At 63.0% G+C, this 15,750-nt stretch carries 11 protein-coding genes; 8 read left to right on the forward strand and 3 right to left on the reverse strand.

All coding sequences use genetic code 11. The annotated features are described in order from the left end of the window. Positions 1-3: 3 nt before the first annotated feature. From ACZYHG_RS31380 to tssH, 3 genes are all read right to left on the reverse strand, one after another. Positions 4-2,031: a hydantoinase/oxoprolinase family protein gene (locus tag ACZYHG_RS31380; RefSeq protein ID WP_464611898.1), complete on the reverse strand. Its 2,028-nt coding sequence runs from the start codon at positions 2,029-2,031 to the stop codon at positions 4-6. 104 nt (positions 2,032-2,135) lie between these two features. Continuing rightward, on the reverse strand, positions 2,136-3,116 hold the full coding sequence (locus ACZYHG_RS31385) for an AraC-like ligand-binding domain-containing protein (RefSeq protein ID WP_464611899.1): 981 nt from the start codon (positions 3,114-3,116) through the stop codon (positions 2,136-2,138). Positions 3,117-3,740: 624 nt separating this feature from the next. Beyond that, positions 3,741-6,545: a type VI secretion system ATPase TssH gene (gene tssH / locus ACZYHG_RS31390; RefSeq protein WP_464611900.1), complete on the reverse strand. Its 2,805-nt coding sequence runs from the start codon at positions 6,543-6,545 to the stop codon at positions 3,741-3,743. A gap of 336 nt (positions 6,546-6,881) precedes the next feature. Between tssH and tssA the strand changes: the two genes are divergently transcribed. The 8 genes from tssA to tagH are packed head-to-tail and all read left to right on the forward strand — an operon-like array spanning position 6,882 to position 15,747. Further along, positions 6,882-8,054: a type VI secretion system protein TssA gene (gene tssA / locus ACZYHG_RS31395; protein ID WP_464611901.1), complete on the forward strand. Its 1,173-nt coding sequence runs from the start codon at positions 6,882-6,884 to the stop codon at positions 8,052-8,054. Between the two features lie 6 nt (positions 8,055-8,060). Next, positions 8,061-8,600 (forward strand): type VI secretion system contractile sheath small subunit, encoded by a 540-nt coding sequence (gene tssB / locus ACZYHG_RS31400; RefSeq protein WP_027033816.1) that lies wholly within the window; start codon positions 8,061-8,063, stop codon positions 8,598-8,600. A gap of 3 nt (positions 8,601-8,603) precedes the next feature. Further along, positions 8,604-10,109 carry a type VI secretion system contractile sheath large subunit gene (gene tssC, locus ACZYHG_RS31405; RefSeq protein WP_464611902.1) on the forward strand — a complete coding sequence of 502 codons (1,506 nt, stop codon included), beginning with the start codon at positions 8,604-8,606 and terminating at the stop codon, positions 10,107-10,109. A 46-nt stretch (positions 10,110-10,155) separates the two neighbouring features. Next, the gene (locus tag ACZYHG_RS31410; RefSeq protein WP_032926026.1) at positions 10,156-10,617 is read left to right on the forward strand and encodes an Hcp family type VI secretion system effector; all 462 of its coding nucleotides are present in this window, start codon (positions 10,156-10,158) and stop codon (positions 10,615-10,617) included. Beyond that, positions 10,604-11,359 carry a type VI secretion system baseplate subunit TssE gene (gene tssE, locus ACZYHG_RS31415; protein ID WP_464614835.1) on the forward strand — a complete coding sequence of 252 codons (756 nt, stop codon included), beginning with the start codon at positions 10,604-10,606 and terminating at the stop codon, positions 11,357-11,359. The genes ACZYHG_RS31410 and tssE overlap by 14 nt, the downstream gene beginning before the upstream one ends. A gap of 1 nt (position 11,360) precedes the next feature. Next, entirely contained in the window at positions 11,361-13,235 is a 1,875-nt protein-coding gene (tssF, locus tag ACZYHG_RS31420) for a type VI secretion system baseplate subunit TssF (RefSeq protein ID WP_464611903.1), read from the forward strand. After that, positions 13,199-14,284: a type VI secretion system baseplate subunit TssG gene (gene tssG / locus ACZYHG_RS31425; protein ID WP_464611904.1), complete on the forward strand. Its 1,086-nt coding sequence runs from the start codon at positions 13,199-13,201 to the stop codon at positions 14,282-14,284. Before tssF ends, tssG begins: the two co-directional genes overlap by 37 nt. Beyond that, the gene (gene tagH, locus ACZYHG_RS31430) at positions 14,281-15,747 is read left to right on the forward strand and encodes a type VI secretion system-associated FHA domain protein TagH (protein WP_464611905.1); all 1,467 of its coding nucleotides are present in this window, start codon (positions 14,281-14,283) and stop codon (positions 15,745-15,747) included. Before tssG ends, tagH begins: the two co-directional genes overlap by 4 nt. The last annotated feature ends 3 nt before the right edge of the window (positions 15,748-15,750 follow it).

Genomic DNA, 15,750 nt, shown 5'->3' on the forward strand with positions numbered 1-15,750 from the left:
GTCTCAGCCTTTCGTCACGATGAGGATGTTCAGGAAGCCATCGACGGTCGCGCTCATTCCCGGCGGAACCACGGTGGTGGAATCGAACTGTTCGACAATGGCAGGCCCTGCGAAGGCGGCGCCGGCGCTCAGTTGGTCGCGTTCATACACGGCCGCGTCATGCGATACGCCGTCGAACCAGACGCGGCGGCGCCCGAGCGGCTCGGGCACATGAGGCAAGACTTCGTGCCGCGGTATCTCGGCTTTCGGGACGATGCCGATCGCCTTGACCGCAATGCGGAAGATCGACACCGGCGCCTCTTCGCGGCGGTAGTTGAACTCGCGTTCATGCTCGTTGTGGAATGCCTCGATCAGCGAGCAGATGCTCTCGATCCGCGCCGGCGCCGACACCGCGAGCGAGCGCCACTGGCCCAGGTACATCATCTCGACCGTACGCTGCAGCGCCATGTCTTCCTGCGCCACGCCCTCATGGGCCAGGCGCTCAACGGCCTGTTTTTCCATTTGAACAAAGGCTGTCTGCATTTCGGCCGGCGAAACAGTCGAAGCATCGGCCATGAAGCTTTCGGAGAAATCGTGCTGCACGTCGACGAGAAGGCAACCGAGCGCGGAGGTGACGCCGGGATTGGGCGGCACGATCACGGTTGGAATCGAAAGCTCCTTGGCCACGGCCGCTCCATGCAACGCGCCCGCACCGCCGAATGCGACGAGCGCGAAGTCGCGCGGGTCATAGCCTCGGCTGATGGAGAGAAGCCGGACGGCGTTGCCCATATTGGCGTTGGCGACGGCAATGATCGCCTCGGCCGCCTCGGGGAGTTCCATGCCGAAGGGTGCTGCAACCGTCTCCTGCACAGCCTGGGCGGCCAGAGCGGGGTCGAGCGTGATCTTGCCGCCCGCGAGGCTGGTGCCGAGACGGCCGAGCACAACATTGGCATCGGTGTTGGTGGCGGTGCGGTTGCCGTTCTTGTAGCAGGCCGGGCCTGGAAAGGCGCCGGCGGACTGCGGTCCGTTGCGCAAGCTACCGCCCTCGTCCTGCCATGCCAACGACCCGCCGCCCGCACCGATGGTCAGCACCTCGATGGAGGGGAAGCGGATCGGATATCCGAATTCGATGTACCAGTCTTTCGTGATGCGCAACTCCCCGTTCCATGCAAGCGAGACGTCGGTGCTGGTGCCGCCCATGTCGAAGCCGATCGAGTTCGGGAAGCCACAGAGATTTCCGATGAAGCGGCTTGCGATCGCGCCGGCGGCGATGCCCGATCCCGCGAGCCGAGCCGAGAAATCCTTGACGCTAGCGGGTGTCATGACCCCGCCACCGCTGTGCAGCAGGAGGAGATCCCGCTTGTATCCGGCCGCGGCAAGCTTTTCTCCAAGCCGCGACACGTAGTCGACGACGACCGGGGCACAGACGGCGTTGGCCATGGTGGTCGAAAACCGTTCGTGCTCGAAGATTTCCGGCATGACCTCCGAGGAGATCGAGACCGGCAGATCCGGCATTGCTTCCTTCAGGATCTCACGCATGCGGCGCTCATTCGCGCCGTTGACATAGGAGTTCATGAAGCAGACGGCGATGGACTTGACCTGCCGTTTCTTGAGAATGTCCGCGACGCGGCGCGCGGCCTCTTCGTCCAGCGCCTCCAGGATCGTGCCCTCGGCACTCACCCGTTCCCGGACGGTCAGCCGGTCGCGGCGCGGGATATAGGGCTTGGCGACATCCTTGTAGGTGTCCCAGAGATCTTCCTTGTTGGCGCGACGGATCTCGACAACGTCCCGGAAACCCTCGGTGCAGACCATTGCGGTGCGTGGCAGGCGGCGGGTGATCAACGCATTGGTGGCGACCGTCGTGCCATGAGAGAACATGGTCACCTGCGAAAGATCGATACGGCCCTGCTCGACGCCATTCATGATGGCCTGCATGGGATCGTCAGGCGTGGAGGCGGTCTTTTCGATACGGATCGCGCCGCTGTCTTCGTCCATGATGCAGATGTCGGTGAAGGTCCCTCCGACATCGACGGCAACTCTGATTCGGCTCATGACAATTCCTTCGCAAGGTCTTTGCGGGCAAAGCCCGGCTTTCGCCGCCCCTTGGCGGGGCGACGTCTCCATAGATGGTGGAATTGGCCCGGATTTCGTCGGGTCTAGTGCCGCTCTCTCGAGGTCGAGGTGCGGCCTGCCCGGTTCGCTGCTTCGCGACGGGTATCCGTCGGTGCGCAGCCGAACCGCGTCCGGTAGTGCTTGCAGAACTGAGACTGGTCGGCGAAGCCCCAGCGGTAAGCGATCTCGGCAACGCTGCTGATGTTGGTCACCGACATCAGCTCCTCGGCGCAAAGTTCAAGCCGGGCGTCGCGGATGAAGCCGTTGATCGACTGGTTGCTGTCCTGAAAAAGGACCTGCAGGTAACGCAGCGAGATGCCGCAGGCATCAGCCACCGCCTGCGGGCCGAGGCCGGAATTCTTCAAATTGTCGCGAATATACTGCTCGGCGCGATGCAAATGGCCGGCCCGGATCGATGAGATGCTGCTGTCCAGCACGCGATCGTCGCTCACGATCGACAGGCACAGCATTTCCAGGATGTGCCTGCCCATCATCTCACGAGCGACTTCAGTGATCTCATCGAGATGGCCGATCGTGGTTCGCACCGTGTCGAGGAACAGCGCGGCGATGCCTTGGGTCGCGTCGAAACTGAGCGCACTGAGCCGTTCGGCGGATCCGATCCGGGCCCGAACGCTCGATGACGGCACCTTCAGGACCCACAGCGCGTTTGGCTTGCCGTGCCAGAATTCGTAAGGCGCATCCCCCCTCTCGACGAGAAAGCCTCCCGGGGTGCAATTGACGGTTCTCGACCCTTGCGAGAAATTCACCTCCGACATCTCCGGGATGGTGATGAGCAGGCTGGCGTCACGCTCGTTGAGGAAGTGGCGGCGATGGCGGCGATAGCTTACGGCATCGCAGCGCATTTTAGACACGCTGACGAGCCCAAGCGAGAAGGTTTCCAGCGTGCCGGAAAATTCGCGACGGTTCCGATACTCGGTGTCGAGTGGAAAATAAGCTTCGGTAACAGCGGCTTGCCAGGCATCACCGCCTGCGGGACCGCCGATCGTATCGACGACGTATTTCATTCCCCGACCTTTCTGGTTGGCCCGGTTAGCCCGGTGTTTTTCCAGAGATTACAGGAATCCGCCGGCGCGTATTGGTCAAAAACGAATAAACTTATGTGGTCGTTCGGCAGCTGGCTCGCTTTCCCATGCCGTCGCAATTGCCTAAAACCTCCCAGCGATGGCTCGCAAATCGCCGTGCGGCCGCCAGTACCACCTGCCCCCGCGCCCGCATCTTGTTTGGCCGCACTGATACTCACCGCCTGCCTCGAACGGCAGCAGCCATGATGAGGGTCACCAGGACGAAGGCAGGATCATTGCGGGTGGCGGTACTGTCTCGCCGCGCTGTCTCTGCTCAACGACGCATGGTCCGTCAAAAGTTACGCTTTTGATTTTAAAGGGAAAATCGCAGCGAAAAATATTTCGAGGTCTCACCAACTATCGGGAACAATCGCTCGATTTTTGCACACTGAAGCGTCTCGATGTCATGACCCTTGCGCTGCGAAAAGTACCGTCAGCAGGTCAATCACGCCACACAAACTCGCCCTTTGGCGGCAGGCAGGGACTTCCATACCCTCAAAAATCGTCAAGCTGGCTGGCTCAGCCTGCCCATGCACGAGACGCCCAAGCAAATCGTCATCAACATTCCTATTCGAAGGAATAGGTGAACCCTTCCTTGGAGGCGCCGACGGTGACTTTAGTCATCTTTTCGCCCTCGAGCGAGCGGTTCAGCACGCCGCGGCTCAGTTCCGGCAGGAGCGTGTTGGTCAGGATGGCATCGATCATCCGCCCGCCGGATTCGATCTCAGTGCAGCGGGCCTTGATCAGATCCATGACACCGTCGCCGATTATCAATTCCGCATCGTTGGTCGCCCGCAGCCGGCGTGCGATCTTGGCGAACTGGTGACGGGTGATTGCTTCGATCATCGAATCAGAGAGCGGATAATAAGGAATGGTCACCACCCGGCCGAGGAAGGCCGCCGGGAAGACTTTCAGCAATGGGCTGCGCAAGGCGGCGTCCAGATCGTCGAGCCCGGCCCGCAGCGTGCCATTTTTGGTGCGGTCCATGATGACCTCCGAGCCGACATTGGAGGTGAGCAGGATCAGCGTGTTCTTGAAGTCGATCCGGCGGCCCTCGCTGTCATCCATCATGCCCTTGTCGAAAACCTGGAAGAAGATTTCGTGCACGTCGGGATGCGCCTTCTCCACCTCGTCGAGCAGGATCACCGAATAGGGTTTTCTACGAACCGCTTCGGTCAGGATGCCGCCCTTGCCGTAGCCGACATAGCCGGGCGGCGCGCCTTTGAGCGTCGAGACCGTGTGCGCCTCCTGGAATTCGGACATGTTGATCGAAATCAGGTTCTGTTCTCCACCGTAGAGCGTCTCGGCCAGTGCCAATGCGGTTTCGGTCTTGCCGACGCCGGACGGGCCGCAGAGCAGGAACACGCCGACCGGCTTTTCGGGCGCGCCGAGCCCGGCGCGACTGGTTTGCACGCGTTTGGCTATCATCTCCATCGCATGATCCTGCCCGACCACGCGCTCGGACAAAGTGGCGGCGAGCTTGAGCGCCTTTTCGGTCTGGCTGGACAGCATCCGCCCAGTCGGGATTCCCGTCCAATCCTGGACGACAGCCGCGACGGCGTTGCGGTCGACCGACGGCAAGATCAGCGGTGTCTCGCCTTGCGCCTCGGCCAGTTCGGCCATCAGTTCGCGCAGCCGCACAAGATCGGCGGTAGGATCGGGTGCAGCGGCAGCGGCCAATCCTTCTACATCGTTCTTGGCTGTTTTGGCTTTCGTCGTTTTAGTCTTGGGCACTTCGGCCTTAGGCGCTTCGGTCTTCGGCGGCGGAGCCTCAACAGTGTCGGAGCCCGCCGTTGCGGTATTGCTCTCCGGCGTCTCCACCGCATCGAGCGGAACACCCTCGCCGCGCAGTCTGGCGCGCAGTTCGAGTATTTCGGTGACGAGTGCCTTTTCCCGATCCCAGCGTTGCCGGGCGGAGGCCAATGTGAGCTCGGTTTCGGCAAGTCCGGTGTCGACCCGGGCCTGCCGGTCAGTCACCTCGATGCCTATCGCAGCCTCGCGACCGATGATGCCGCGCTCGACTTCCAGCGCCTGGCGGCGGCGTATAATGTCCTCGACCTCGGCGGGCGTGGCGTGCTGCGAAATGGCGACACGGGCGCAAGCGGTGTCGAGAAGGCTCACCGCCTTATCAGGCAGTTGCCGCGCCGGGATGTAGCGGTGCGACAGGCCGACCGCCGCCTCGATCGCCTCATCCAGTATCTGTACCTTGTGGTGCTTTTCCAGGACGCCGGCCACACCGCGCAACATCAGAACGGCCACCGCCTCCGACGGCTCGTCGATCTTGACGACCTGGAAACGGCGGGTTAGCGCCGGGTCTTTCTCGATATGCTGTTTGTATTCGGCCCAGGTAGTTGCCGCGATGGTGCGAAGCTCGCCGCGCGCCAGCGCTGGCTTCAGGAGATTGGCGGCATCGCCGGTTCCGGCAGCACCGCCTGCGCCGATCAAGGTGTGGGCTTCATCGATGAACAGGATGACCGGCGTTTCGGACGATTGAACCTCATCGATGACGGTCTTCAGCCGTTTTTCGAATTCGCCCTTCACGCTGGCGCCCGCCTGCATCAATCCGACGTCGAGCATGCGCACGCTGACATTCTGCAAGGAGGGCGGCACGTCGCCCTCGGCGATACGCAAGGCAAAGCCCTCGACAACCGCCGTCTTGCCGACCCCGGCCTCGCCGGTCAGGATCGGGTTGTTTTGCCGGCGCCGCATCAGGATATCGACGATCTGCCGGATTTCTGGATCGCGGCCGACGACCGGATCGATCTTGCCGTCCCGGGCGCGCTGGGTCAGGTCGGTGGCATATTTCGCCAGCGCCGAATCCCCGCCCGGAGCCCGCTTCGGTGCCTCCGGGACGGAGACCGTGGTCGAGGTGCCGGCTTCGAGTGAACCCTCCACGACATCGGCGAACCGCGCGATGACCGCGTCGGCATCGATCTTGTCGAACTCGCCGCTGATCTTCGACAGCAGGCCTTCCAGCACCGGCGTCTTCAGGCAGGCAAGCAGAATATGGGCGCTGCGGACGTCCTCCACGCCGAACTCAAGTGTAGCCAGGTTCCAGGCTTCCTGAATGGCATGAAAGATATGGTCGGAGAACTCCTCGATCGATGTGGCGCCATAGGGCAGCTTGTCGACGGCGCGGGTCATATCGGCGGTGATCCGGCTCGCATCCACGCCCGCATCGGCGATGATCATCTGCACGTCCGAGCGGTCGGAAAGCACCAACTGCTCGACGAAATGGACGAGTTCGACGTAAGGGTTGCCGCGCAGTTTGGCGGTGTCGGCAGCAGCCTTGAAGGCGCGGACACCGACAGGATTGAGCTTGCCGACCAGTTCCTTGCGCTTGAAAGTCTGCGATGACCGGCGCTGTTCCATCGAACGTGCTCCTGCAGTCTGCCAGCCGATAAATTGCCACATAAGCCATCACTTGACAAAGCGCCTGATGGACCGCTGTCGCGATGCCCGGTTTAGCCGGCTCGTTTCCATTGTGGAAAGTTCCGCACCACTGACTGTAAACGGCCACGGACGTGGGCGCCACTCCGCGATGCGGTTCGCCTGCAGCTTCGGCAACCACACCAGGGATTTCGGCACTCTGGAGGCGGTGGCGTTTAGCTTCTGTTAATTTTTGAGCCGTCGTTTAATTGTGGTAAAGTGCAACCTTGTGATAACGTCGCGTCACTTACGGTTTGAGGTCGGTCGCTGGGGGTTTGAGTGATTGATGCCGCGCTCTGGCTTAGTCCGCTCGACGGTGGAAACCCGTCAGGTGAGGATTTGCGCAACGACCCGGCTTTTCATGAGCTGGAGCGCCTGACGGAGCCCGAGGTCAAGGTCGTCCACGACGGCAACAACAAGCCGACGTCGCAAAGCACCATTCCGGTCGACTGGTCCGCGGTGCTGGCAAAGGCGGCGGACTTGCGCGCGCATGGCCGCGACCTGCGCCTGCTGGTCATCGTCACGCGTGCGCTGGCCAATGAAGACGGACTGGCCGGGCTGGCGCAGGGTCTGACCCTCATTGCGCAGACCTTCGACCAGCATTGGGAAACCATGCATCCGGCCCTGCGGTCCAACGCTACGCCTCGCGATGCCGCCTTGCGCCGTATCAACGCGCTGCTCGACCTCCAGAATGGTCAGGACGGGTTGCTGGCGAACCTGCGGCAAATGATTTTCTTTGCGCCACGCGCGATCGGACCGATCAGCGGACGCGACCTGGAACAAAGCGCGCTCGACGACCGTGTCATGCTCCAGGAAGCCGCCTCGGGATTGAACACGGCGGAAAAGGCCGCACTGGTCAGTGCCCACGGACAATTGTTGAACCGGGTGCGTGCCGGATGTGCTGCACAGATCGATCAGGCCGGTGCAGAGATGGTCGCGCTCGTCGCCGACACCCGGGCAGCGATCGCGGCTCTTGACGCGGTCGAAACCGCCCTAAACGCCCGCCTCGAAGGCGGCGGCGCTCCCGTTCCGGAATTAAAGCGGTTTCTGCAGCGTTTGCTGACGACCCTCGAACGGAACTCGGCAGCCGGCGCCGTGGCGAATGGCTCGGCCAGGACGCCCAACCCGGGAGAACCGGCAATGCCTGCTCGAAACGGTCATGGAGCCGATACTATGGCAAGTGCGGCAAGCTACTCGAACTCGAGCACGGGGCTTCCCGACCGGATCTCCTCGCGCGACGACGTGGTGAAGTGCCTCGACCTGGTCGTCGCCTTCTACGACCGCACCGAACCGTCGAGCCCTATACCGCACCTGGCACGGCGCGTGCGCCGCATGGTGCACATGGATTTCGTTGAACTGATGGAAGATCTTGCCCCGTCGGGGCTGAAGGAATTCCGGCTCCTTGCCGGCGTTCCCGATGTCAAGAAGACGGCCCAGAAGGATGAAAGGTAACAGCATATGCCAGCCGAAAGCAAAGCGAAGGTCATCGAACGAAATCGCGCGCCGCGGGTGCAGATCGCCTATGACGTGGAAACCTACGGTAGCCCGACCACGATCGAATTGCCGTTTGTGATGGCGGTGATGGCCGACCTTTCCGGCGCTTCGCAGACCAAGGAAGCGTCAAAATCGGTGCTGGACCGATCCTTCGTCGAGACCGACGCCAACCGCTTCCCCAAGTTCATGGAGGCGCTCGGGCCGCGCGTCAAAGCCCGGGTGAAGAACACGCTGCCGCAGGCCGAGGGCCAGGAGCGCGACGAGGAACTGGCGCTCGATCTCACCTTCACCAAGATGGGTGATTTCGCTCCCGACAAAATTGCCGCGCAGGTGCCGCAACTGGCCGAGATCCTCAAGATGCGCCGCCAGCTCGAGGAGCTGCTGGGCTTCATGGACGGCCGAGTCGACGCCGAAAAACGCATCGCGCAACTGCTGAACAACGAGCCGCTGCTTGGCAAGATCGCCGGCCAGGCGCTCGCCGACGACGACAAGGCAGGGGAGTAAACCATGGCCGAACAGCAAAAGACCGCCGCCGTCGCCGCCGAGGCCGAAGCCATAAACCTCGACGAATTCAGCGGCCTCCTCGAGAAGGATTTCAAGGTCAAGAAGGACGACAGCGAGAAGCTGCAGCAACTCGTGCGCAATCTCGCACTCGCGGCACAGTCGCGTTCCGATAGCACCACCATCTCGTCCAATGCGATCAAATCGATCAAGTCGCTGATCGCGGGCATCGACAAGATGCTGACGGCACAAGTCAACGAGATCCTGCACGCACCGGAAGTGCGCGAGATGGAAGGCACTTGGCGCGGCCTCTGGTATCTCGTCAACAACACCGAGACGGACCAGAAGCTGAAGATCCGGGTGATGAACATCTCCAAGGAGCAGCTGGGCGACACGCTCGAAGACTATGAAGGCCAGATGTGGGATCAGAGCCCGATCTTCAAGAAGGTTTATACGGACGAGTATTCGATGCTGGGTGGCGAGCCGATCGGCTGTGTAATCGGTGCCTATGAATTCTCCAACCACCCGCGCGACGTCGGCCTGCTGCGCAACATCTCCGGCATCTGCGCCTCGGCGCACACGCCGTTCATCGCAGCCGCCTCGCCGCGCCTGTTCCGCATGGACAGCTGGCAGGAATTGCCGAACCCGCAAGACCTGCAGCAGATCGTCTCCAACCCGGCCTATGCCTCGTGGCAGTCCCTGCGCGAGAGCGAGGACGCTCGCTATATCGGCCTAACCATGCCTCGCGTCTTGGCCAGGCTGCCCTATGGCACGGACACCGTTCCGGTGAAAGGCTTCACCTTCGAGGAAGAGGTGCAGGGCGACCACAACAAATACGTCTGGATGAACGCTGCCTTCCCGATGGGCGTCAACATCAACCGCAGCCACAAGCTTTTCGGCTGGGGCACGCAGATCCGCGGCGTCGAGAATGGCGGCACGGTGCTCAATCTGCCGGTGCACAGCTTCCCGACCGATGATGGCTCGATCGCGATGAAATGCCCGACCGAAGTCGCCATCGACGACCGGCGCGAGGCCGAACTGGCCAAGCTCGGCCTGATGCCGATCCTGCACCGTAAGAACACGGATCTGGCGGCCTTCATCGGCGCTCATTCGCTGCAGGACGACGAAACGCGCGCCGGCCGGCTGGTCGACCCCGACGCACAGTCGAACGAACGGCTGAGCGCCAACCTGCCCTACCTCTTCCCGGTCTCGCGCTTTGCGCACTACCTCAAGGCCATTGCGCGCGACAAGGTCGGCTCGTTCAAGGAGCGCTCCGACATGCAGATCTGGTTGACCGAGTGGATCAACCGCTACGTGCTGGCCAACCCGGCCTTCGCCGACGACAAGGCGCGCGCCAAGCGCCCGCTTGCCGCTGCCGAGGTCCAGGTGGACAGCGTGGAGGGGCGGCCAGGCTACTACAATGCCCGCTTCTATCTGCGCCCGCACTACCAGCTGGAGGGCATCAATGCCTCGCTCCGACTGGTGTCGGAACTGCCGTCCGTGAAGACTTGATTTGCAGCAACAACATCTTGGTTTTTTAAAGCGGTGGAGAGAGAAAATGCCCACGACCATGAAGATTGATGGCTTTCTGAAGGTTCCCGATATCAAGGGCCCCAGCACCCGCGACGGCCACTCGGACGAGATCGAAGTCCATGGCGTCGACTACAAGATGGTCGCACCTTATGATCCGAATTCGCTCTCACGCCGTGGCCGCGTGTCCATGGGCATGATCAAGTTCACCAAACACTACGACAAATCCTCGCCCTACCTGGCAAAGGCGTTGTTCGAGAACAAGGCCCTCAATGAGGTGGTGTTTTCGGCACGGCGGACCATCGATGGCGAAAGCAAGGATTACCTGGTCGTTACCCTGACCGACGCCTCTATCATGGAATACGACATGTCGCAGGCTGACGATGAAGCAGACCTGATCGAGGAAGCGGTCAGCTTCGCCTACAAGAAGATCAAGTTCGTCTATGACGGCAATGATGAAGCCGAAATGGATGTCTATGTCGGCAAGTGAGGTTCGGCGGCCCGGCGCGGGCAAGCAGCAGATCGCGGGCAGCCTGCGGGCGAAAAGCGAGGCCGTCCAGCCGTCGCTGTGGGATCGCCTTGTCAACGACCTGCCGGGCCTAACCTCGGAGATAGACGGGCTGCGCCATGTCCTGCTGAACGAGCTTGGCGCGGACCGTCTCGACACCCTGGTTGCCGGCAGTGCGCGGACCATCGACGCGGATGCGGAGCTGACGCCCGATCAGAAACGGCGTCTGCATCGCCTAGCCTTTCAGACCCAGCACCGCGTCGAGATCGAAAGCCGTGGTGTGGTGGTATCGGCCCGTGTGCTCAGGGAAGCGGTGCGGCGCGACATCGAGGCGCTGTTCAACACCGAGCGCTTCGAGGCCACACCGCTGCTTTCCGACCTGGAAAACGAGCAGATGTCGGACAATCCACCGTCGCTCGCCGATTTTCCGGAGGTCCGCCGAAGCGTGGTCAATTACGGCGTGCCTTCCTTCTCGGGCCGGTCGTCCCGCGACTTTGACCGCGACGTGCTGGCGCGCGAAATCCGCTCGGTGCTCGCCACCTTCGAGCCCCGCCTCAAGGAAAGTGCGACGAAGGTTACCGTCACCCTTGGTGATAAGACCGTAGGGCTGAAGATCGAGATCGATGCCGTGCTGATCATGACGCCGACACCGGAACGTATGCGCCTGCGCACCACGATCAATCTCGACAACGGCTTGGCGCGGACCGAAATTAGGGACGCCTGAGATGGATCGGGTTTTCGTCGAATATTACGAGGAGGAACTGAACCATATCCGCGGCCTTGCGGCGGAATTTGCCGACATGCATCCGGCAGTGGCGCGCAACCTGTCCCTCGATACTGTGCCCTGCCCGGATCCCTATGTCGAACGGCTGCTGGACGGCGTCGCCTTCCTCGCCGCACGCACCCGGCTGAAAGTCGACGCCGAGCGCTCGCGATTTTCGCGCAGCGTGCTCGATGTCCTCTATCCCGATCTGGTCACACCGGCGCCCGCAACGGCGATGGCCGTGCTGAAACCCGGCCAACACGTGCAGACCATGCTCGCCGGCCACGTCGTCAGGCGCAACACGCGGCTGGTCGCCAGTCTGCAACCTGGCCTGTCAACGCGCTGCACCTTCTCCACCGCGCAGGACATAACGCTCTGGCCGATAGCAATCACTTCGGTCAGCTATTTTCAGGATCGCAGTGCGCTGGCGGCGGCCGGCATAGGGCCGATCGGCGGCACCGGCGGCGAGGCGGCGCTGCGTCTGGCGCTGACGCGGACCGGAAAAGGCAAACTCGACGAATTGGCGCTCGACCGGTTGGACCTCTACTTTGCCGGACGCACCAAGGCGCCGCTTTTGTTCGATGCGATCTTCGCCGCCTGCGTGGCCATTGGCGCAAGGCCGGAAGGCAAGAGCAACCGGCTGTCGCCCTTGGCGGCACCCGAAATGGTCGGCATTAGCGACGACGAGGCCCTGATGCCGCGCACCCGCCCGACATTCGAAGGGTACCGCCTGCTGCGCGAATACTTCGTCATGCCGGAGCGCTTTCACTATGTCCGGGTCCTGGGGCTGCAGCCCGTGGTGCGCAACTGCGAGGGCGGACTGGAGATCATCTTCCTGTTCCGCCGCCCGGCGCCCGAACTCGCCGACCTGACGCCGGCGGATTTCGAACTTTTCGCGACGCCGATCATCAATCTGTTCGAGCGTGAGTGCAACGTCGTCGAGCTCGATCCGCGCAAGACACGGCAGGTGCTGCACGCCGACCGCACACGGGCGCGCGACTTCGAGATTTATCGTGTTCTCCGCGTCGAGGATGCCGACAGTGAAGGCAGCGATGCCGAGATACCGGAGCTGTTCAGCCTCGGGCAGAACCGCGGCAGCGGCTGGGTCTATTCGACGGAACGGCGCCCACGCCGGGCGACGGAGGATGAACGCCGCGACGGCCTGACCCGCACGTCATACACCGGGGACGATGTCTTCCTGGCCGTATCCCGGCCACTCGCAAGTCCCCCGAACCGACCGTTGAAGCGTCTCGACATCGCGGCGCTTTGCACCAACCGTGACCTGCCGATCCTCGATGACAATCCGACCTTGACGTTAGAGGCCGGCGACCCGGTCGAATCCGTTCGGCTGCTCGGTGCGTTGCGTCCGCCGCAGCCGGCCATCCCCGCGGCGCTGCCCACAGGGGCCGACGGCGAATCCAGGGCCGACGATCTCGCCTGGCGACTGGTGGCGCAGCTGGCGCTCAATTTCTTGAGCCTTGCCAAGGAGGGCCGCGGCGTCGATCCGCTGCATGCGCTGCTCGACCTTTATGCCGACCGCGGCGATCCGAGCCTTGCCCGCAACGTGCATTCGATCGTGCGCATTGACTCGCGGTCGGTCATCGAACGGCTGCAGATCGACGGGCCGATGTGCTTCGGGCGCGGCACCGAAGTGACGTTGCATGTCGATCAGTCGGTGCTGGCGGGGCAAAGCACCTTGCTGCTTTCGGCCTTGCTGGCGCGGCTGTTTGCACGTCACGCCGGAATAAACGGCTTCGTGCGAACCCGTACGCGGCTACTGCAGAAACAGGAGGATGTGCCATGGCCGATGACGCCCGGCAATCGCTACCTGATCTAGACAAGACATCTGATCTCGACAGGATCGGCCCGGATCGGACAGAAGGTCTGTCTGAAGCATTCGACTTTTTCGAACTGCTGCGCCGTCTCGAACAGCGGAACGGTCTATTCGGCCATTCCGGACGCCCCGACCGCGAGCCGGCAAGGCTCGGCCAGCACGTGCGCCTCGCCTTTTCCGCGCGGGACCTGGTGCAATTCCGCGAGGCTGCCGACGAGGCACCGGCCCGAGTCACGATTGCAAATCTCGGTCTGTTGGGACCCGAGGGGCCGATGCCGCTGCATCTGACACGTTGGGTGCTCGACCGCCTGTCGCAGCGCTGGTTTGCCGGTGCCGACGCGCAGCAGACCAGCGACACGACCTTCATGGACTTCGTCAACATCCTCCAGCACCGCATGATTGCCCTTTACTATCGGGCCTGGGCGGATGCGCATCCGGCGGTCCAGGTCGAGCGCGCGGTCGGTGGCCGCGTCCGCGCCATGCTGGAAGCGATGGCCGGGATCGGACTTCCCGGCACCCGCAATCCTGATCTCGACGCTGTCAAGCTTCGCCAGGCCGCGTCGCTCGCCAGCCAGATCGACGGCCCGGAGCGGCTGACGCTGTTTCTGGCGGAAGCGTTCAGGGTGCCGGTTCAAATCAAGGAGTTCATCGCCGCCTGGATAGCCATACCAGCCGAGCTGCAGACCCGCCTCGCAAAAGCCTATGCCGGGCTCGGTCGGGGGGCGACGATCGGCCCGCGCGTTTTCAACCGCCAAAGCAGGATCGAGCTGCGCGTCGGCCCTCTCTCCTTTGAGGAGTTCAAGGCCTTCCTGCCGGGAGGCGCGCGTCTCAAACTGTTCAAGCACGCCGTTCGCGACATGGTCGGGGAATCGCTCGACGTCGACCTGCGCATCGTGCTGGCGCGTGAAGCGGTGCCGCAACCCCGTCTCGGAGCGGTCCAGCTTGGCCGGACCGCCTGGCTTGCGCGGCCCGCCGAAAGGGGCGATGCTGACGATCTGCGGCTGCGGACAATTGTCGGATGGCGGCCGGAAATGGCGGGGGTCGCGGCATGAGCCTGCTGCTGACGCTGGAGCAAGGGCCACGCACCCAGGCGGTACGGCAGACCCGGCTTGACGAAGGTGAGCTGGTGATCGGCCGCAGTGCGGACGCGGGCTGGCAGATCAACGATCCCGACATGTTCGTTTCCCGCGCCCATTGCAAGATCACGGGCGGGCGAGACGGCTATTTCGTCACCGACACGTCGAGCAGTGGACTTTTCATAAACGACTCCGACAGCCCGCTTGGTGCCGGCCAGTCGACGCGCCTTCAAAGCGGCATGCGGCTGAGACTTGGCGACTACGTCGTCTATGTCGACCTACAGACTCCAACTGCCCAGGCGCCTGCCGCCAGCCAGCCGGTTGCGGAACGCTTGCCGCCGGCATCGCGGGCGCCGCTCAGCATCGGCCGTGACGACTTCTTTTCCGCCAAGGTCGAGCAGGAGCCGCGACGGCCACGTCCGGCCGATCTGCCGAATCCGTTCGAGCAGCCGGTTGCGGGCGCGTTCGAGCGTGCCGCCTCCAGCCAGCGCAGCTCGCCTGCTTTCGATGACCCATTCAGCCTCGATCCGGTTTCGACGCCTGTGGCGAAAGACGCCGCCCCTTACCTCGAACCGGGCGGCGCGGCGAGCCAAACGGATCCATTCAGCCTCGACCTCGTGCCGTCCCTCGGCCGTGGAGCCCAAATCGCTCATGGAAAACCGTCCGATTTCAATGATGATTTTGGTTTCGGACCCGCCGCCGCGACCGGTTCGGCAAACGGCGTCGGTTCGACTGGCCAGCGCGAGCGCGTCGCCCAGCGACCCGCCAATCCCTGGGATTTGCCCGGGCAGGCGGCTGATAGCCCGGCCCCAGCGCGGACAGGTGCTGCCGCTACGCCCGCCCGCCCGCCGGCAGTGGCCCAGCCGGGCGACAAGGCGCTTCGCTCCGCATTCCTGCACGGCATGGGCGTCGAGGAAGCCGATTTCCCCGGCCGCGACAGCATCGCGGAAATGGAGAAGTTCGGCCGCGAATACCGGCTGATGATGGAAGGCCTGATGCAGCTTCTGCGCAAGCGGGCCGAGGAAAAGGGCAATGCCCGTGTCGCCCAGACCATGGTCGGGGCTTCCGAAGTCAATCCACTGAAGTTCCTACCGACGGTCGACGATGCCATCGTCACGCTCCTTGCCGAACGTAGCCCCGGCTTTCTCGCCGGCGAAGCGGCAATCGCCGACGCGGTTCGCGATCTCGCGCAGCACCACGTGCGTGCCTGGCGCGGCGTTCAAGCCGCCCTGCGTCGGATGGTCGACCGTTTTGAGCCAGCAGCGATCGAGCAGGAGCTGAAATCAAATTCCGCGATCGGCACCCTGCTTTCGGGCGGGCGCGGCGCCAAGCTGTGGGAGCTCTACCAGAAACGCCATCGTGAAATCGCCGAGAGCGCGGAGAAAAGCTTTCTGGGCGAAATCGGCGCCGATTTTCGGGATGCATATGAGGAGGAGTGAGAC

The sequence above is a fragment of the Mesorhizobium subarcticum genome (assembly GCF_055456085.1).

Excerpts from the sequence above, each read along its gene's own strand:
- ACZYHG_RS31380 (WP_464611898.1), bottom strand. The coding sequence starts at position 2,031 with ATGAGCCGAATCAGAGTTGCCGTCGATGTCGGAGGGACCTTCACCGAC.
- ACZYHG_RS31385 (WP_464611899.1), bottom strand. The coding sequence starts at position 3,116 with ATGAAATACGTCGTCGATACGATCGGCGGTCCCGCAGGCGGTGATGCC.
- tssH (WP_464611900.1), bottom strand. The coding sequence starts at position 6,545 with ATGGAACAGCGCCGGTCATCGCAGACTTTCAAGCGCAAGGAACTGGTC.
- tssB (WP_027033816.1), top strand. The coding sequence starts at position 8,061 with ATGCCAGCCGAAAGCAAAGCGAAGGTCATCGAACGAAATCGCGCGCCG.
- tssC (WP_464611902.1), top strand. The coding sequence starts at position 8,604 with ATGGCCGAACAGCAAAAGACCGCCGCCGTCGCCGCCGAGGCCGAAGCC.
- ACZYHG_RS31410 (WP_032926026.1), top strand. The coding sequence starts at position 10,156 with ATGCCCACGACCATGAAGATTGATGGCTTTCTGAAGGTTCCCGATATC.
- tssE (WP_464614835.1), top strand. The coding sequence starts at position 10,604 with ATGTCGGCAAGTGAGGTTCGGCGGCCCGGCGCGGGCAAGCAGCAGATC.
- tssF (WP_464611903.1), top strand. The coding sequence starts at position 11,361 with ATGGATCGGGTTTTCGTCGAATATTACGAGGAGGAACTGAACCATATC.
- tssG (WP_464611904.1), top strand. The coding sequence starts at position 13,199 with ATGGCCGATGACGCCCGGCAATCGCTACCTGATCTAGACAAGACATCT.
- tagH (WP_464611905.1), top strand. The coding sequence starts at position 14,281 with ATGAGCCTGCTGCTGACGCTGGAGCAAGGGCCACGCACCCAGGCGGTA.